The sequence below is a fragment of the Enterobacter sp. 04-C-12-SI-ECC genome (genome assembly GCF_047530715.1).
Lineage (GTDB): Bacteria > Pseudomonadota > Gammaproteobacteria > Enterobacterales > Enterobacteriaceae > Enterobacter > Enterobacter bugandensis.
The window spans coordinates 57,559-76,009 of sequence record NZ_JBLKDI010000002.1; the positions used below are offsets into that span (position 1 = coordinate 57,559).

Here is an 18,451-nt window from a genome sequence, read left to right on the forward strand (position 1 = left end):
GGTGAAAACACTAAAAACGGCAACAAGGTTGCCGTTTTGCATTTACCTGACGTAGAAAAGCAAAAAGCCTGCTACAAAAGCAGGCTTTTCAAATTTGGCTCCTCTGACTGGACTCGAACCAGTGACATACGGATTAACAGTCCGCCGTTCTACCGACTGAACTACAGAGGAATCGTTGTGGAGGCTTATCTTAGCGGCGAAAAAACTTTTGTCAAACCTGATCTTAGGGAAAATCGACTGATTGCCGATTCTGTCGTCAGTTTGTTGTAAATACACACATCTTTTTCAGGAAAATACTTTGCAGGATTAGCATTTCTCCCCCATCATTTGAAATGGAGTTTCAACTATTCTCGCTAAGGTCCATTTTGAACGTCACTGCCCCTCTGCGCCAGGCGATCGTGCGCACGCCATGGTACGCAAAACGTAAAAGCTATCGTGTTCTGTTCTGGCGTGAAATCACCCCTCTTGCCGTGCCTATTTTCCTGGAAAATACCTGCGTTCTGCTGATGGGAGTGCTGAGCACCTTCCTGGTAAGCTGGCTGGGGAAAGAGGCGATGGCGGGGGTCGGGCTGGCAGACAGCTTTAACATGGTGGTGATGTCATTCTTTGCCGCCATCGATCTCGGGACGACGGTTGTGGTGGCCTTTAGTCTCGGCAAGCTGGATCCCAAACGCGCGCGCGAGGCTGCACGTCAGTCGCTGATGATCATGACCCTCTTTTCGATTGTTCTGGCGGCGGTGATCCACTATTTCGGTAAAGAGATTATCGATTTTGTCGCCGGGGAAGCCACGAACGAGGTGAAGGAACTGGCGCTGACCTATCTCGAAATGACCGTCTTAAGCTATCCGGCGGCGGCCATCGCGTTGATTGGCAGCGGCGCGCTGCGCGGGGCAGGTAACACCAAAATCCCGCTGCTGATCAACGGTGGGATGAATATCCTGAATATCATCATCAGCAGCGTGCTGATCTACGGCGCGTTCTCGTGGGATGGTCTGGGGTTCGTCGGGGCCGGGCTGGGATTAACCATATCACGCTATATCGGTGCGGCGGCCATCATCGGGGTGCTGATGACGGGGATTACCCCCTCGCTGCGTCTTACGCTTAAGAGCTATTTCCGGCCCTTTAATTTCGCCATTATCTGGGAAGTGATGGGGATTGGTATTCCCGCGAGCATTGAATCCGTGTTGTTCAACGGCGGGAAGCTGCTCACGCAGATGTTTGTCGCCGGAATGGGCACCGACGTTATCGCCGGTAACTTTATCGCCTTCTCCATCGCCTCGCTGATTAACCTGCCGGGTAACGCCCTTGGGTCGGCATCAACCATCATCACGGGGAAACGTCTCGGGAAAGGGCAGATAGGCCAGGCGGAGCGGCAGCTGCGCCATGTGTTCTGGCTGTCGACGATTGGGCTGACGCTGATCGCCTGGGGCACAGCGCCGTTTGCCGGGCTGATGGCCGCGTTCTATACCCACGAAGATGACGTGAAAGAGGTGGTGAAGATCCTTATCTGGCTCAACGCCGCCTTTATGCCCATCTGGGCGGCATCCTGGGTGTTACCTGCCGGGCTGAAAGGGGCGCGCGATGCCCGTTTTGCCATGTGGGTGTCCATGCTTGGCATGTGGGGGTGTCGCGTTGTGGCGGGCTATACGCTGGGCGTGGTGCTGGGCTGGGGCGTGGTGGGCGTCTGGCTGGGGATGTTCCTTGACTGGGCCGTACGCGGGGCGCTGTTCTACTGGCGCATGGTCAGCGGGCGCTGGCTGTGGAAATATCCGCGACAAAATGCCTGACAATTGCGCGAAATGGAGAATAATTCGGCAAACGATCGGAAATATGCATTCTGCCTTTGACATCATCGGGGAGCATCGATAATATGCGCCCCGTTCACACGATTCCTCTGTAGTTCAGTCGGTAGAACGGCGGACTGTTAATCCGTATGTCACTGGTTCGAGTCCAGTCAGAGGAGCCAATTTAAGGGAAGCAGACGTTCACTGACGTCTGCTTTCTGCATTTCTATCAATTGGTTATCCCCTCTCAGTCGTTCACCCTCGTTCACTAAAAACCACTCGAAGCCATATCATTTTGATGGTAAAAATGCTGGTAATGCTGGTTCGATTTCCCTTTTACCAACAAACGAGGGGGCGTGTTCATGTCACTGACTGATATTAAAGCAAAAAATGCAAAACCCCTTGAGAAGGAATACAAGCTGACTGATGGCTTTGGTATGTTCCTTCGTGTTACCCCTAAAGGTTCGAAATACTGGCAAATGGCCTACCGTTTCGAAGGGAAGCAAAAACTTTTCTCTATCGGTGTTTACCCTGCTGTTTCTCTTTCTGACGCAAGACAACGCCGTGACGAGGCCAGAAGGCTTCTGGCTCAGGGTATTGACCCTAATGCAAAGAAACAGGCAGAGGTTAAAGAGCTTAAAGCCAAACGTGATAATACACGCTCCTTCAGAACAGTAGCCAAAGCGTGGTTCTCCACGAAAACAAAATGGTCTGATGATTATGGTGATGCCGTATGGAAGCGCCTTGAAACTTATGTCTTCCCGGTAATCGGTGACAAAGATGTTGCCGAACTGGATACGGGTGATCTGCTGGTTCCGGTGAAAAAAGTTGAGGCTCTTGGTTATCTTGAAGTTGCCATGCGCATTCAACAATACATTACCGCGATCCTACGTCATGCCGTCCAGCAAAAGCTGATACGCCATAACCCAGCCTATGATATGGAAGGTGCAGTTCAGAAACCACAAACTGAACACCGCCCTGCACTTGAGCTGGAAGAAATACCCCAGCTACTGAACAAAATTGCCGAATACAAAGGCCGCAGGTTAACCATACTGGCAATACAGCTCAATCTGATGATTTTCATTCGTTCCAGTGAGCTGCGTTTCGCTCGCTGGTCTGAAATTGATTTCAAAAGTAAGTTATGGGTGATACCCGAACAGCGTGAAGCAATTGAAAACGTCAAACATTCGACTCGTGGTGCCAAAATGAAGCGTAAGCACTTCGTTCCCCTTTGTAAGCAAGCTATGAGGATACTAAAAGAGATCCGACAACTGACTTATGAAGAAGGCCATGATGATGGATTAATCTTCACTGGCTGTTATGACTCGTTTAAACCCATGAGTGAAAACACCATCAACAAAGCCCTGCGTAATATGGGATATAACACGAAGCAGGACATCTGTGGACACGGTTTCCGCACTCTGGCCTGTAGTGCCTTAATTGAGTCCGGCCTATGGTCAGAAGACGCTGTAGAGCTTCAAATGAGCCATAAGGAAAGTAACAGCGTCCGTGCTGCTTATACCCACAAGGCAAAACATCTTGAGCAACGTCGCCTGATGCTCCAATGGTGGGCTGACTACCTTGATGCAAGCAGAAACGGTATGGTAAGGCCGTTTGAGTTTGCTACAAATAAATAAAGGGAAAGGCCGTTCGCGGCCTTTCAACTTCATGCTTAATTACACTCTATGCTGAATATGATACTGAATCTTTCTCTATCACTAAACCAGCGATTTTTTCCAGCATTATTTCCCAGAGTGCGTATTTTCTTTTGTGCTCAATAAACAGGGATTTTAAATACTCTTCTGTAGAAGGGATTTTTTCAGTCCATGTAATATCTTTACTGTAATCAATGCTTTTTTTCATATCAGATGCTGCATAGGTGTAGTATTTACTCTGAGAACGACTGATACTGTCCTCTGCCAGAACTCTACGGAGCAGAGTTGCAGAACATGCATAACCATGCCTGTAAAGTTCACTCGATAAAGTACGAACAAAAGAACCGCGTAATAAAGACATCATCTCTGCGATTTCATTTTCACTCGCATTCATGACTTCAGAATCAAGTTTTCCATAACTATCCGTCCCGGACAAGAAAAGAATAACAAACGGAAAGCCTTTTTTCTTTGCTATGCCAGAGAACAAATCCAGTGAGTCATTATTTTTCTCCACCCGATTATAGATATTATAAAAAATAACATCACACCTGTTCTTAAATCCGTCTATACAAATTGTTTTTGCCTGCTGAATCTCGCCTTCTTCAATCAACGCCAGAGCCAACACCTCAGTCCATTTATCACGAAGCCCTGCCTGATCAACTGATTTATCTTCTTTGATTTTATTGAGAACCTGAATGGCTTCCTCAGTGCACAGTTCATCAACCAGCAACTCAGCAAACTTAATGATGTATTCTGGCTGGTTCAGTTTTCTTTTCTCAAAGCATTGCCTGATGAAATCAACATCCCTGATATACAGACTTAACTCAACAGCATAATTAACATCACCTGTCTTAAGAAGACTTTCCCTTAAAGCACGAATAACATTGTATCCAAGCTCTTTTTTATACTTATCAAAAATATCAAAGTTAAAATATACATCACCTTTAAGCACGGAAAGTATTTTATCCGCTATAACATCAATGCTTTTATCTTTTTGTAGGGACAGGGATTTTAACCATGTTTCGACAGCACCATTATAATAGTCCATCCATGATCCATCTGATGTATCAGCAATTTCGCTGATTTTATCAAATGAGAGCAGTAAATCATGGCAAAACGCCTCGGTTTTTTCAGGCAGCGTTGATACCGTCTTTTCAAGTGGAAATATGACATTCCTGTATAGCCCCTCAAAAAAAACCGCTGCTTCATAATAATCATAAAAGCGTTTTGTTTTAATTACCCTTTTGTATTCAGCCTCAGCCTTTTTCAGTGATTCTTCTGGAGTTAACAGATATTTATTAATAATAAAGGATTTTGCCTGACCATTATTCTCTGCAATATCACAAATTATTTGCATGAGTTGATCGGCAGGCATTTCCTTGAGTAAAGCAAGTTGTTTCTTGTTCAGTTTAGCCATCATCACATCCTGATAATGTTTGGTAGACGCATAAAAGCTAATTGTACTAATACAAGGACAGGATATTCAATAAATGCATTAACATAATGATTTAAAAAGAAATCTGTAGCACACTGTTCATTGATGAAATGCACTATTTACCGTAAAATATCCCCCATCACACAGTAACCTGATACAGATACGTGGAATGGTCAATGAACAAACTTTCGCCTGAAATGCCCGAACTGCAATCAATGAATATCACTGCCGATAACATCACCAAACTTAAATCATTGTTTCCTGAAGCTTTTAATGAAGACAGTGTTGATTTTGAGGTTTTAAAGCAGCTTTTGGGTGAAAATGTAGACGACAAAGAAGAACGCTATGGCCTGAACTGGCATGGTAAGCGTCAGGCTCGTCAGCTTGCTCTTACCCCTTCCCGTGGCACCTTACGCCCATGTAAAGATGAAAGCGTTGATTGGGATAACACCAAGAACCTCATGATCGAGGGTGATAACCTTGAAGTGTTAAAGCTTCTTCAAAAAAGTTATGCCGGAAAAGTTAAGCTTATTTATATTGATCCACCTTACAATACCGGTAAAGATTTTGTCTATCCTGATAACTTCCAAGATAATATGAAAAATTATCTGGAGATTACTGGGCAAACAGAAGATGGCGTGCGTGTAAGTTCTAATTCAGAAACCAGTGGGCGTTATCACACAGACTGGTTGAATATGATGTATCCACGTATTAAACTTGCAAGAAATCTTCTCAAAGAGGATGGGTTTATATTTTTAAGCATTGATGACAATGAAGTCAATAACTTGAAATTAATGTGCGATGATATTTTTGGGCAAGAAAATTTTGTTGCCAATGTTATTTGGCAAAAAAAATATAGCACAAAAGCAGATTCAAAAAACTTTTCAGAGTCACATGACTATATTCTTTGCTACAAAAAATCAGACCAATCAAAAATACTCGGCTTACCAAGAAGTAAGCAACAAGAATCAACATACAAGAATTTAGATAATGACCCTAGGGGTGTATGGGCTTCAGATAATCTTCTCAGAACTGAAGTCAGAGATTATGCAGTTTTTGGTATCACATCCCCCTCGGGGATGGAACATTATCCTCCCGCTGGTAGTAGTTGGAGATTTAACAAGGATAAAATTGAAGAGTTAATTTCTGATAACAGAATATGGTTTGGCGAAGATGGTAATAACAAGCCGCGACTAAAAAGATTTCGCTCAGAGGTGAGAGACACTATTCCTCCACAAACTCTTTGGGGATTTGAGCATGTTGGGCACACAGATGAAGGTACAAAACAGTTAGCAGAACTATTTGATAGCACACGTTCACCATTTCCTAATCCAAAACCCGTGAGGTTGCTACAGCGGATTGTACAAATAGCGACCAAAGAAAATGATATTATCATGGATTTTTTTGCGGGAAGTGGTACTACAGGGCAAGCAGTGTACGAATTGAACGAGACGGATAAACAAGATAGAAAGTTCATTCTGGTTCAACTCCCTGAAACACTATCTAAAAGCAATAAGGAAGATCTTTCTGCAATCTACTTCTGCGAAGAGCTTGATAAGCCATTGTATCTATCTGAATTAACGAAAGAACGCCTCCGCCGTGCAGGTAATAAGGTTAAAGCAATTAATCCAGACTGGAATGGAGATACCGGTTTTCGTGTGTTTAAACTCGATACATCTAATATCCGTCCGTGGGAAGCCACAGCAGAAACCCTTTCAGAACAGATTGATGCCTATGTAAGCCCAATCCTTGAAGGCCGTAGTGAAGAAGATTTGCTCACAGAGTTAATGCTAAAGCGTGGCATTGACTTGAGTGTTAACATTGAAACCCGTCAGTTTGATGGATTAACCGTTTCTTGTGTTGACGGTGGAAAATTGTTTACCTGCTTTACCCGTCAAATCCCTGCCTCTTCTGTTGAGGCACTAACCAAAGGGATCATTGACTGGCATAAGAGTTTAAAAGCTGGCAAAGATACGGTCTGCTATTTCCTTGATGACGCATTTGAAAATAACGTTGCTAAAACAAATCTTTGCGCCATTCTGGAACAACATGGCCTGACTAACCTGCACAGCCTGTAAGGGAATGAGATGAAACTACATTTTGAATCTGACCTTACCTATCAGCAAAACGCCATAACTTCGGTCTGTGATTTGTTTGAAGGGCAAGAGAAATGGGAAAGCGAAATGACTGTGCTGGCCCCAGCTCAGGGTGCACTCTCATTTGAAGGCGCAACGGGTTCAATGCCTGTTAACCCACAAATACCCGAAGATGATGTTCTGCTGAAAAACTTAAACAATGTTCAGTTAAAAAACCAGCTTCCACCTTCACCTGTGCTCGACAGCCATGATTTTACTGTCGAAATGGAAACAGGGACAGGTAAAACGTATGTTTACCTTCGCACCATGCTTGAGTTGAACAAACGCTACGGCATGAGTAAATTTATTATTGTTGTTCCTTCAGTTGCTATCAAGGAAGGCGTTTATAAAACACTACAAATCACTGAAGAACATTTTAAAAGCCTGTTTGCGGGTATCCCATACGAATACTATCTTTATGATTCGGCAAAACCTGCGGATGTTCGAAATTTTGCAACCAGTTCTGTTATGCAGATCATGGTAATGACGGTGGGTGCGATTAACAAAAAAGATGTTAACAAGCTCTATCAGTCCAGTGAAAAAACAACTGTGGACGATCTGGATAAGCCCATTGATTTAATCCGTGCTACACGTCCAATTATCATTGTCGATGAACCGCAAAGTGTTGATGGTGGCTTGAACGGTGCGGGTAAAACCGCACTTGATGCTATGCACCCTATGTTCACCTTACGCTATTCAGCAACACATATTCATAAACATCATATGGTGTACCGCCTTGATGCCATTGATGCTTACAACCAAAAACTGGTCAAACAGATCGAGGTTGCCGGGCTTGAAGTCCAGAATGCAAGCAACAGTCCTTATGTGAAACTGGTCAGTATTAATAGTAAGAAAAATGTTATCAGTGGTACTGTTCTTATTGATATAGCCGATAAAAAAGGGAACGTAAATCGTTCAGAGATTACCGTATATGACGGTATGACACTCGATGTCGAAACAGGACGTGATATTTATCAGGGTTATCGGATAAGCGAGATCCGAACTGGCAAAGAGGGTTATCTTACACTCGAAGCACCTTCTGATACCTACTATATGAAAGTCGGTGATGTCGTGGGTGATATTGACCCTATGCTCATCCAGCGTCATATGATTAGACGTACAATCCGTGAACATCTGGATAAAGAACTTCGCCTGAATACTCAGCAAATCAAGGTTCTTACCCTGTTTTTCATCGATAAGGTTGATTTCTACCGTCAGTTCACTGAAGAAGGACTACGTGAACCGGGTGAATATGCCCGCATCTTTGAAGAAGAATATCTTAAAGCAATCAAAAGCCCTGCATATAAAGATTTACTCCCTTCTCATCCAGAACATGCTAAAGACGTTCATGATGGTTATTTCTCCATTGATAAAAAAGGTGCGTGGGCTGAAACAAGCGAAAGCAATAATACAGGCCGTGAAAATGCTGAACGTGGTTATAACCTCATCATGAAAAATAAAGAGAAGCTTTTGAGTTTCTCGAATCCGGTGAGGTTTATTTTTTCACACTCTGCTTTGAAAGAAGGCTGGGATAATCCCAATGTGTTCCAGATCTGTAGCCTTCGAGAGATGGGAAGTGAACGAGAACGCCGCCAGACTTTAGGCCGTGGTCTTCGCCTGTGTGTTAACCAAGATGGTGAGCGTGTCCGGGATGACAGCATTAACATTCTGACCGTCGTTGCCAGTGAAAATTATCAAGCCTACGCTGAGCGCTTACAGTCTGAAATTGAGAATGAAACAGGCATCCGTTTTGGCATCGTCGAAAAAGATGCGTTTGCCCATCTGATCTTCTCTGATTCCTCACAAGTTGTAGGTATCATGGCTTCACAGGAGGTATGGTCTGAACTACATGCTGAAGGTTATCTGGAAAAAACCGGGAAAATCACCAAAACACTGAAAGAGACTCTTTTCGATGGCACTTTTACTGTTAGCGAAAAGTTCCTTCCCCTTCAGGAGCAAATTGAATCTATCCTGCGTAAATCATCAGGACGACTCAATATAAATAATGCTGATGAGCGTAAAGTAATCAAATACCGGAAAGAGGTCTTAAACAGCCCGGAATTTGAAGCGTTATGGCAGCGCATTAGTCAAAAAACATTGTATCGTCTGGCATTTGATGAAGATTTATTGATTAAATCCTGTACGAAATCACTTTCTGAAATGCAGCCTGTAGCAAAAGCAATGGTCAGTTTCAGTAAAGCCACAATAAAACATAGCCAGTCAGGTCTTGGTGTTGAAGCTCAGTCAAAGGGAACGACAAGCTCTGTTATTGATGTTGAAGAACAGCCACTGCCAGATGTTCTTGGTGTTCTACAGGAAAAAACGGGCCTGACAAGACGCAGTTTATGCACCATCCTTAAAGAGAGTGGAAGACTCGCTGATTTTGCTAAAAATCCACAGCAGTTTATCAGTGAAGCTATAGGCCGAATCAACTACTGCAAACGCCTGTCAATTGTTGATGGTATTAAATATTATCCACTAAAAGGCGAGGTGTATGCGCAAAGTCTCTTTATGGATAAAGAGCTAACAGGATATGCCCGTAATCTTTTTGAAACCTCGTCTAAGTCAGTTTACGAATACGTTCCTGAAGATTCTGAAGTCGAAGGCCGTTTCGCTCAGGAACTCGAAGAACAGGATGAAGTTAAGCTTTATGTGAAGCTTCCCGGTTGGTTTAAAATACCGACTCCACTGGGAACCTACAATCCTGACTGGGCCTTAGTTATTGAAGACAATGGTGAAGAACATATTTACTTTGTTGTAGAGACAAAAAGTAAACACATTGGTCTTGGTCATGAAGAAGATGCGAAGATAGCCTGTGGAACTGCGCATTTTAGTGCCCTAAAAGAAGAACAGAGTAATGCAGCAAAATATGTTAGAGCTACAGATCTTACAGAAATAATGGGTAGCCTCTAAACTATATAAAATGGCCTTTCAGGAGGCCATTTAAAAAATCATAAGAATATCCGTGCTTAATAGATTCAGTGAGTTAATAGAAATCTTGTTTATTTAATTTTTATTACATTTGTTTAGTTTTTAATATTATTGGCATATAGCATAAACAGTTATAGTAGCTGTAATATTTTTAGTTGTATCACATCCTGCATACCAACTGTTATCACCATTAGGTCTGGAGACCGTTAACCAAACATATCCTTCTGCTGTATTACATTGACCGCCTCCACCTACAACTTTTTCTGAACCAGCGCAAGAAGCAACAGCTTCGGGGAAACGATAAGCAGAGGCAGATGCTGTTCTTATTACTGGACTTCCTGTTGATCCTCTCCATACACCATTAACACAAGATAAAATAGCCCCTTCTGACGTTCTTCCCTGTAATCCATTAGGAGAACATCCCCATCCTACATTCGCTTTTCCATTTATATAAACAAATGTATTAGCGTTTATTTGACCATCAGCATCAAGATTGCCAGTAGAATAAACATAGTTAGAGCTGATCTTTCTTGATGCCCATACGTAATCAACAACATCTACTCTTTCAGCAGTTACTGTTCCAGCAGAATTTATATTACCAGAAGAAATTTCAGTTGCATATAATACAGAATTAGTTTTAAGGTTAGATTCTCCAGCACTTATAGTGTTATCATCTAGCATGGTTAATCTTCCCCCATATTTCTCGAAATAAAGACCTCCATCACCTAATATTCTGAACCAGTTTTGAGTATAGGTATCGCCACGAGATATTACAGTTTTTCCAGAAACGGTATTACTTGAGTTTAAATTACCATATATTTGTCCATTTCCATGAACATTTAAATCAGATCTTAAAGTAGTTACGCCTGCTACATTTAATGTTGTTCCAACTGTAGCAGCAGCATTAGTTTTTAATATTCCTGTTGTAGTTGTTCCATTCGCAGTTATATTCTGAGCATTATAAACGCTTTGACCACCCATATTAAGGTTTCCGGTCATGGGTAAGGTTCCATCTCTACGGAGATAGATAGAATATAACGCGCTATTAAATCCTACACGGAAAGCTAATTGCCCTGCAGAGGTAATATTATTGAAATTGGCAGAAGTTTCTGACCATTGACCACCATAACCAAAAGCATTTGATGTAGTTCTGGTCATTCCGCTATCAATACCCGCTGTTTGCATGGCTTTCCCTAATAAATCATAACGTGTTTTTCCGCCTTCAATCCATGCCGTCGATGTCGTTATAAGACCATTAATAACATAGTTAGGTGAAGTTCCATCTCGTTTTAATATGATTTTATACGAGGATTTATTAGCATTAGTGCCTGTATAGGCTGAAGGTAGTAAACCTTCGTTAATCAATGTCTGGTAAGTAATTTCACATACTGAACCTGAACAGGTTCTTGGACCCGGATCGGTTCCTGTTCCGGCAGCATTGGATAAGGTTGATAATTTATCATAACGGATATTTATATAGCCATTAACTGCTTCACCGATCTGTTTCATTTGTTGACCGACAGTAGAAGCCATTATACTCTCCTGTTCATTTTTCATATCCTGAAACTTCATAAAAGCCACCATCGTCCCAACACCTAAAACAAGAGTTAATTCTAGTAAAGAGAATCCTTTTTTCATTTTCATCGTCCTTTTTATTTTCACGTATTAATTAATTATCAAATAACAAACAAAAATCAAGATGAAAGAAGAACTATATATAGAAGAATAAAAACCAATAAATGATAAAAAAGGCCCCTTTAAATAAGGAGCCAAAAAAAATAATTTATTAAAACATTGTTGTTAAATAGAAGTGAAGATCAATGTATTACTGTTAGCGTCAGAACAAGCACCTGCTGTTGCCGCTACGTCAAGCGTTCCACCTGCTGGTTTAACAGTTGTAGAGCCTACTTGAGCAATGTAGAAGTTACCTGCTGTTGCTGTCATGATCTTAGTACATTCTGCTGCTGGTACGTTATCATAAGTAATTGTGAAAGAAGAACCTGCTGCTGATGATGGACCAGTGTTAGCTACACCTAATGTTACAGCACCTTTGAATGCGTTGATTGGTGTTGCAGAGTTACCTGAACCGCTTAACATGTTGTCAGGGAAGATCTTCGCTTGAACTGCTACTGAGTTATTCAAACCAGTAAAGCTTGAAGCGGAAGTATAAAGGGCTTTAACACCAGCTTGGATTGTTGCGATGTTATTACTCTCAGCTTGTGAACGTTGTGATGCTTGCACTTTAGGATATACGATAAATGCTGCTACCACTAGCGCTGCGATAATACCAAGAACAAGTAATAGTTCTAAAAGTGAGAAACCTTTTTTACTTTTTATTTTTTTAATTAATACTGTATTTTTCATTTCCTTTATATCTCCATTGTTTAATAAAATGATATAAAGAAAATAATAAATTTAAAAATAAACGCAACCACTTAAAAAATATTATATACAAAGTAGCCGATAAGCGGATTACTTAACAGAAAATAAAAAGACCGTGTTCACTTACGGTCGCTTTATCGGGAGGATACCCCCATGACTTTATTAAATACCACCACAGCTTACAAGATTTGAATATGGAGTTATTCATCTGTGATGATAAAATGAAATACAATTAATATAAAATAATGTCAAATTTAATTCAATGAAAGTTGAATACATATAACATTTTATACTTATACAATGACTTCTATATTCCATTAAGTTTTTCGGCCTTTCATACTAGCCAGAAATAACATTCCGTTTCTTTTAAATCTTTCTTTATCATCTGGATGTAGGTGGGGTATCTCTAGTAGCATACCTAAAACAAGATCCTTATCCACCGTAAAAACATCACAATCAAGAGCCTTGGCAACTTCAGCCCCTAAAATTATTTTCTGACGTGTCTCTATCTGTTTAGCTTCTTTCTTAGACTTATATTGCAAACGATTTAAACGCATCTGAGCAGATGCTAATTGCTGCTCCAGTGTCTTTTTTATTCGTGGTTTCTTTCTGGTTTGCTCTTTATCTGAAATATCACTCATTTTCTATCCTCTTATAGTTCCATGATACATATATATTTCTTATATATATGTTAGTCAATGAGGATATTTGAAAAATTGGATTATTATTTCTTTTTATACGATGGGAACTTTTCTTTTAAAATGTTAAAGCAGTTGATAACATTTTCATGCTCTACTGAAAAATGATCTATACTCCTTTTCAGAAGATCATTGGCAACATCAACAACAAATTGGCTCCCTTCACTATGATCATAGACAGTAAATACATCAGCTATCCAATGATAGCAGCAAAGCGTCAACAAAATACAATAGTCTTGACATTCTTTAATGCCTGATAAAAAAGTACATCCGTTATAATCCACTTGCCTTGTTCTTCTATAATATTGTTTGAGCGTGGGCTTTATTATTATTAAATTATTTTTAACTATATCATAGTGAATGTCATCCTGAACGTAGTCGTTTTTAAGAAAAAAACTATTGCTGTGAACATATAAAGCATAGGCAATTGTTTCAGTAGATATTCCATATTTTTCGCACAAAGCCGTTGAGACAACAGGATTGTTTTCTATATATCTTATAAACTCACTTTCTTTCAAGTTTTTTGTTTTGGTTTTAGTTTTATTCATATATCCCTCACTATTATTATATCCGATTAACGACGGAAGGTTTCTGGTCTTTTCCACTCAAACACTACTGCATGACGTTCTTTGTCTCTTTCTTTTTTGATCTGACAAGATATACGATTGTTGAGGATCTTTTTTCGAGCGATTTTTAAAACTTCTTTCATTTCACATTTTACAAGCTTTCTACCTTTAATTTTCATTTCTTCATATATGGCATTATTGATAAAATCTCTTTCTTTAGCTGATAGTATCTTTAATCTTCCTTGCTCATCCGCATTATTTGATATGGTATTAATTGTTTCATCTTCTTTTTTTTCCATATCAACTTTACTCTTCTTTTGTTTTTTTGATTTTTGCTCTTTTCTAATCGAGCGGACTTGATCACGAGCAATAAATTTGACAGTTTGTTTTTCTTTTTTATTTAGTGCTTTACCTTTTAACTTAGTGGCTTCTTCCAGAAAATCATCTATTATCTTTTTTTCATTCTCAGTAAGATTTTGTATCCATCCCATTCTTAGTTTTTTTGTTTTACTTTCCATATCATTACCTTTTTATTTATATTTTTTAATTAATACAATTAAAAAACAAAAAACTCAAATTAATCCATGCACCATATTTAATTTATAAGCCTACTTATCTTTCGTTAGTGCCTTGATGAAATGGCACCTACCTACTGATATTTTTAAAATTATTTTTTTGTACTAGTAGTACTAGAATTTTATTAGATTAGGTTCTGGGTTTTAGATAGCGACTTTCAGTCGTAGTAGTTTTCCGTCAGGAAAACTTAGTTTTTCTGCAAGCTTCACCCCCCTAACCCCCCGTAAAAAATACTATTGTAATATTTTTTTAGGTTCGCAGGTTGGCGATTCTCACCGTAGCTATTGAGTTCCAGCACGTTTCCATTACTGGGACACCCCATCGGACTCCTACGGATACATCATGATCATTTAAAGCATTTTCTCGTTTTACTAAAGAAAATTATACTACCGCTTTATAGATTTTAGATGAACGCTTCAAGTTGGTGGCTACCGACTTCCCCCCGTTTATATGCCACCTACAATAACCTAAGAACAAAACAGTTTTTAACACATGATGTCCAAAGATTCTTAGACCTGATACAGCAGGTTTTAACGTTATTGCTTTCGAGAACTAAAATGTTTTTGGAAATGGTATTTGAAAGGCTTGTAAAAAAGTTGCGATTTAGATTTGACAAATATGAAAAGATTATTTAATACTTTATTATATTTGTAATCACGTTGTCTCTTAACTGATTACAAGGCTTCAAAAGTCGGCAAAACTTTTTTAGTCCTTAAAAAGTCAACTTTGATAAGTTGGCTTTTTTTGTATCTTCATTTTATTTACATCGACATTTTTTATTTGTCAAATAATAATCAATAAAATATTTTCCACACATAGCTTTCAAATTATTATGTATTGAGCTATAGCCAATCATATTCTCTTTTTCGCAGCCTGAGCCTTCTACCATTTAACCATCCCATGATCAATACTTTTACCGAACTTCTTAATTAACCCGTCATTTATATATGATCTTATTTTTAATTTTCTAAAATTGAACCCATAAACTTCCTGTTGAAAAATTGTAATAATCATCGGAACGTCAGAATGCACAATCCTCCCACTATCTAGCCAATTAATCATTTTTTCCAAAACACTCTCTCTGAAACGTTCAGTCACAGTTTTAAATGATATATCAGCATCATCCATCACCTCTTTTATTTCGCTATTAATGTTATCACCATGATCACACAAAAGACTTAAAGATATTTTTTCGCCTATATCGCTTTTGATTTCCATTATCTCATCATTATATGATTTGATGATACCTTTTAGCTCATCGTAAAACTTACCATAAAAATAAAAATCTCGTGTAATGCATAGATTAATATGTTCAAGTTGTTTTTTGTTTTTCTTCTCATTATTATTTGAATTATATTCACTCATCTTATCCACCCTCAGCTAAATAGATAATACTCTTCTTATATTTATTTGCTTTTGTCAAAAACAGCACTTCGTGATTGTCATAAACAATCACTATGCTGAATAGGGCTTGCCCTATTAATGATGGTTTGTTCCAATCATGGGTTTTATTCTCATACCTTGCTAGCGCTCACTCACATAAAACAGGTTAGACCAATTAAACTAAAAGTGATGGAATATTGGAAATAATGAAATTTAAAAACATGATATGTAAAATCCACCTAGCTTTCAAAACCAGACCTCTCCGCGTTACTTATTTTTACATATTAGTGCTTTTCATTTAACCTGTTAATATCCATTCTATTTCTCATAACTAAGCTGTGATTTGTGCAGCACATAAAAGAGTCTGTTATTTTAGGAATTTCAGTTATCAACTAAAGATTTTCAACTCAATTTTAATAAAATTCACGTTCCCGCCTACGGCGGGAGACTAATTAAACTACTTTTGCCCTTACGGGCGCTCTCTAAAACCATAATCATTAAGATTCGTGTAATACCTCAGCCGTTCATCCGAATCTAGCCCTGTAAATTTCACAGCCTATAAAACTAGAGTTATTATTTAAGTATAGAAAAACTTTAAACATTGTCGTTATTTTTAGCTCCGTTAGGAGATATAAAAATAAAGCAATGCCCACCTATACACTGCTACGCAGTGTGTGGGGTCTACCGACGGTTGCCTGCCGCAGGCTAACACCGTTTCCTTCGGAAACAAGGTCAACGTCAACACCAGAGTTTTTCTTGCGAAAAACTAAAACCAGCATAGTCGCATTGGAGAGTTATATTTTGGTTTGTTATTTAAACTTATATTGAGGTTGTTTTTATTGTATGGCTATTTTTCATCTTGATTTTAAAATTGTGAAACGTTCAGAAGGCAGGTCTTCCGTTGCGAAGGCTGCCTATCATGCTCGTACACGTATAACAGATGAAAGAACAGGTGATACGTATGATTACAGTCGCCGTACTGATTTATATGGGCATTTCATATTAGCTCCATCTAACGCACCAGAACACATCGTAAAAGACTCTACAGCATTGTGGAATGAAGTTGAAAGAGTTGAGCGCCAGAACAATGGTCAAACATCCCGTTATTTCGATGTTGCTATTCCTGCCGAGTTAAACAATGACGGCAAGAAAAGACTTGTCCTTGAGTATTGTCAGAAAAATTTCGTTGATAAAGGAATGATTGCTGACATCGCTTTCCATGATCTTGATAGTGATAACCCTCATGCTCACGTTATGTTGACCTTAAAAACCATAGGCCCGGAAGGTTTTGGTAAAAAAGAAAGAAGCTGGAACGACAGAAAAATGTCTGTTTTATGGCGTGAATCATGGTCAGCTATGGCTAACAGCTACCTTGCTGCCGCTGGTTCGTCAGAACGTATTGACCATCGTTCTCTTCAGGCCCAGCATGAAGAGGCATTAGAAAAAGCGGCGGTAGCTTTAGATAATGAAGAAAAAGCGTTATGGCTTGCCAAGGCCGCTGAAACAAATCGCCCTGCAATGAAACGTATCCACAGTGCCAAATGGCGTAGTAAGGCTGCTCAGGAGCAAAGAGCCGCAGAACAGGCTGTTCGTGACGCTGCTAAACAAGAAGCTGTTGAAGTCTACAAAACATTCAGTGAACTTGATCTTGAAATCGTCGTTGATGTCAGAAGCTTCACGATTACACATCTTGCTGAACCAGAACAAATCGTATTACCTGAAACACACTCCGGCTCTTCTACTGATGAGAATCAAAGACCTGTTTTGGTTGCACCAGCTCCTCATATTCGTATGCGTGGCGTTAAATCTTACCGTGATAAAACAAAAGTCAGTAAGGTCGTTGCAGGTAAGAAACCATCAGTCAGTATTTCTGGTTCTGGAACAAATACTATTCTGAAAACATCCACCTCTCAAAACCCAAACAGGGCATCCAGAAGCGCCCCTGACCGTGCAAGAAAGCATAAGACTACTCCACGTCAGGATAATATTTTTAAACGTTTCACAACTCTTGTCATAGATTTTTTCAAGCAGAAGTTCGTATGGGCTAAAGTAAACAAAACCAAAGTTGATATTATCAATGAGGAACATGATAAACGTATTGCTGAAAACTACGTCTTTGACGAGGTATTAGGCCGTCATATCTCTCGCACTGAATATGAGAAAAAAGCCAAGTTTAACCAAGATGACTATAAACCAACACCTGATGAGATTCGACGTTTCCCAAGCCGTCTTAAGCAGGATCAGGCAGAACACAATCAAAGTGAGAATCTCACCCCGTCTGTACCACTTGAGCAGATGGGAAAGGATAGCTATCCAAAGTTCAGGCCACCGGGATTACGAAGTAGAGATTCGTAGAGCTATAACAGAATGAAACTATAATATCATTTATCAGTTATAGCTTTGATTAGTTTACCAAAGCTGATAAGCCCACCCCGAGAAGTCAAATGATTAGGCAACTCTCTGGTTTTGGGAAATTTACGGTGTTTCGGACCAAAAGATAGTATTATTAGCTTTTTCTTAGTTGTAGGGTCATACCATCTGTAATGAATAACTGCTGCAGATGTTGCCCCAGATATATTTAAATCACGGATCTTGGCTTGGGTAGATGTTGAGTTAGGATCATATGGTCCAATATGATAATGCCAATGACCGCCTGCTTTATATCCTATAAGGATTGATATTTCATCACCATTAGTATCAGTCCAAGACGGCTTATTTTTCCCTCGAAGAAGTTTTCCATCTTCTACATCAAGAACAAATAGTGTTAAAAGACCAGCTTCGCAATTAGAAGTAAGATCATTAGTCAAGAGTGAGAAATCACAAAATTTCTCTCCTCTATAATTACCACTAATAAAATCAGGATGATAATAAACGATAGCAGGCATAGTAAATTAACGTATAATAGA

Annotated in this window: 13 protein-coding genes and 2 tRNA genes; 6 read left to right on the top strand and 9 right to left on the bottom strand. The window is 39.7% G+C overall.

Annotated elements, in window-relative coordinates; genetic code table 11:
- Positions 1-95: 95 nt before the first annotated feature.
- Positions 96-171: transfer RNA gene (locus tag ACMWL8_RS03375), tRNA-Asn, on the bottom strand.
- 161 nt (positions 172-332) lie between these two features.
- Between ACMWL8_RS03375 and emmdR the strand changes: the two genes are divergently transcribed.
- The 3 genes from emmdR (at position 333) to ACMWL8_RS03390 (ending at position 3,421) form a co-directional block, all read left to right on the top strand.
- Positions 333-1,787: a multidrug efflux MATE transporter EmmdR gene (emmdR, locus tag ACMWL8_RS03380; protein ID WP_120266864.1), complete on the top strand. Its 1,455-nt coding sequence runs from the start codon at positions 333-335 to the stop codon at positions 1,785-1,787.
- A gap of 103 nt (positions 1,788-1,890) precedes the next feature.
- Positions 1,891-1,966, top strand: a tRNA-Asn gene (locus ACMWL8_RS03385).
- Between the two features lie 180 nt (positions 1,967-2,146).
- Positions 2,147-3,421, top strand: a complete 1,275-nt coding sequence (locus ACMWL8_RS03390) for a tyrosine-type recombinase/integrase (protein ID WP_001554195.1) — start codon at positions 2,147-2,149, stop codon at positions 3,419-3,421.
- A 46-nt stretch (positions 3,422-3,467) separates the two neighbouring features.
- Here ACMWL8_RS03390 and ACMWL8_RS03395 read toward each other — a convergent pair whose 3' ends face one another.
- On the bottom strand, positions 3,468-4,856 hold the full coding sequence (locus ACMWL8_RS03395; protein WP_369702073.1) for a SpnT protein: 1,389 nt from the start codon (positions 4,854-4,856) through the stop codon (positions 3,468-3,470).
- Positions 4,857-5,050: 194 nt separating this feature from the next.
- Between ACMWL8_RS03395 and ACMWL8_RS03400 the strand changes: the two genes are divergently transcribed.
- Together ACMWL8_RS03400 and ACMWL8_RS03405 are read left to right on the top strand one after the other, a co-directional pair.
- Complete coding sequence (locus ACMWL8_RS03400; RefSeq protein WP_047730336.1) at positions 5,051-6,952, top strand: site-specific DNA-methyltransferase; 1,902 nt, start codon at positions 5,051-5,053, stop codon at positions 6,950-6,952.
- A 9-nt stretch (positions 6,953-6,961) separates the two neighbouring features.
- The gene (locus tag ACMWL8_RS03405; RefSeq protein ID WP_414751547.1) at positions 6,962-9,922 is read left to right on the top strand and encodes a type III restriction-modification system endonuclease; all 2,961 of its coding nucleotides are present in this window, start codon (positions 6,962-6,964) and stop codon (positions 9,920-9,922) included.
- Between the two features lie 126 nt (positions 9,923-10,048).
- Here the strand turns inward: ACMWL8_RS03405 and ACMWL8_RS03410 are convergent, their stop codons facing one another.
- From ACMWL8_RS03410 to ACMWL8_RS03435, 6 genes are all read right to left on the bottom strand, one after another.
- On the bottom strand, positions 10,049-11,584 hold the full coding sequence (locus ACMWL8_RS03410) for a prepilin cleavage protein (protein ID WP_369702024.1): 1,536 nt from the start codon (positions 11,582-11,584) through the stop codon (positions 10,049-10,051).
- 156 nt (positions 11,585-11,740) lie between these two features.
- Positions 11,741-12,304, bottom strand: coding sequence for a type 4 pilus major pilin (locus ACMWL8_RS03415; RefSeq protein ID WP_071845384.1), 564 nt, complete (start codon positions 12,302-12,304; stop codon positions 11,741-11,743).
- 335 nt (positions 12,305-12,639) lie between these two features.
- On the bottom strand, positions 12,640-12,963 hold the full coding sequence (locus ACMWL8_RS03420; protein ID WP_001548707.1) for a conjugal transfer protein TraD: 324 nt from the start codon (positions 12,961-12,963) through the stop codon (positions 12,640-12,642).
- 83 nt (positions 12,964-13,046) lie between these two features.
- Positions 13,047-13,568, bottom strand: a complete 522-nt coding sequence (locus ACMWL8_RS03425) for a hypothetical protein (protein ID WP_414751548.1) — start codon at positions 13,566-13,568, stop codon at positions 13,047-13,049.
- A gap of 26 nt (positions 13,569-13,594) precedes the next feature.
- On the bottom strand, positions 13,595-14,104 hold the full coding sequence (locus tag ACMWL8_RS03430; RefSeq protein ID WP_001548709.1) for a hypothetical protein: 510 nt from the start codon (positions 14,102-14,104) through the stop codon (positions 13,595-13,597).
- A 940-nt stretch (positions 14,105-15,044) separates the two neighbouring features.
- The gene (locus tag ACMWL8_RS03435; protein WP_023157160.1) at positions 15,045-15,527 is read right to left on the bottom strand and encodes a hypothetical protein; all 483 of its coding nucleotides are present in this window, start codon (positions 15,525-15,527) and stop codon (positions 15,045-15,047) included.
- An 861-nt stretch (positions 15,528-16,388) separates the two neighbouring features.
- On the opposite strand from ACMWL8_RS03435, the gene mobQ reads away from it, so the two are divergent.
- The gene (gene mobQ / locus ACMWL8_RS03440) at positions 16,389-17,900 is read left to right on the top strand and encodes a MobQ family relaxase (protein WP_200920541.1); all 1,512 of its coding nucleotides are present in this window, start codon (positions 16,389-16,391) and stop codon (positions 17,898-17,900) included.
- Positions 17,901-17,926: 26 nt separating this feature from the next.
- On the opposite strand, the gene ACMWL8_RS03445 is transcribed toward mobQ, so the two are convergent.
- Entirely contained in the window at positions 17,927-18,430 is a 504-nt protein-coding gene (locus tag ACMWL8_RS03445; protein WP_016240051.1) for a hypothetical protein, read from the bottom strand.
- Positions 18,431-18,451: the final 21 nt, after the last annotated feature.

Coding starts and splice junctions, on each gene's coding strand:
- emmdR (WP_120266864.1), top strand. CDS start 333: ATGGAGTTTCAACTATTCTCGCTAAGGTCCATTTTGAACGTCACTGCC.
- ACMWL8_RS03390 (WP_001554195.1), top strand. CDS start 2,147: ATGTCACTGACTGATATTAAAGCAAAAAATGCAAAACCCCTTGAGAAG.
- ACMWL8_RS03395 (WP_369702073.1), bottom strand. CDS start 4,856: ATGGCTAAACTGAACAAGAAACAACTTGCTTTACTCAAGGAAATGCCT.
- ACMWL8_RS03400 (WP_047730336.1), top strand. CDS start 5,051: ATGAACAAACTTTCGCCTGAAATGCCCGAACTGCAATCAATGAATATC.
- ACMWL8_RS03405 (WP_414751547.1), top strand. CDS start 6,962: ATGAAACTACATTTTGAATCTGACCTTACCTATCAGCAAAACGCCATA.
- ACMWL8_RS03410 (WP_369702024.1), bottom strand. CDS start 11,584: ATGAAAATGAAAAAAGGATTCTCTTTACTAGAATTAACTCTTGTTTTA.
- ACMWL8_RS03415 (WP_071845384.1), bottom strand. CDS start 12,304: ATGAAAAATACAGTATTAATTAAAAAAATAAAAAGTAAAAAAGGTTTC.
- ACMWL8_RS03420 (WP_001548707.1), bottom strand. CDS start 12,963: ATGAGTGATATTTCAGATAAAGAGCAAACCAGAAAGAAACCACGAATA.
- ACMWL8_RS03425 (WP_414751548.1), bottom strand. CDS start 13,568: ATGAATAAAACTAAAACCAAAACAAAAAACTTGAAAGAAAGTGAGTTT.
- ACMWL8_RS03430 (WP_001548709.1), bottom strand. CDS start 14,104: ATGGAAAGTAAAACAAAAAAACTAAGAATGGGATGGATACAAAATCTT.
- ACMWL8_RS03435 (WP_023157160.1), bottom strand. CDS start 15,527: ATGAGTGAATATAATTCAAATAATAATGAGAAGAAAAACAAAAAACAA.
- mobQ (WP_200920541.1), top strand. CDS start 16,389: ATGGCTATTTTTCATCTTGATTTTAAAATTGTGAAACGTTCAGAAGGC.
- ACMWL8_RS03445 (WP_016240051.1), bottom strand. CDS start 18,430: ATGCCTGCTATCGTTTATTATCATCCTGATTTTATTAGTGGTAATTAT.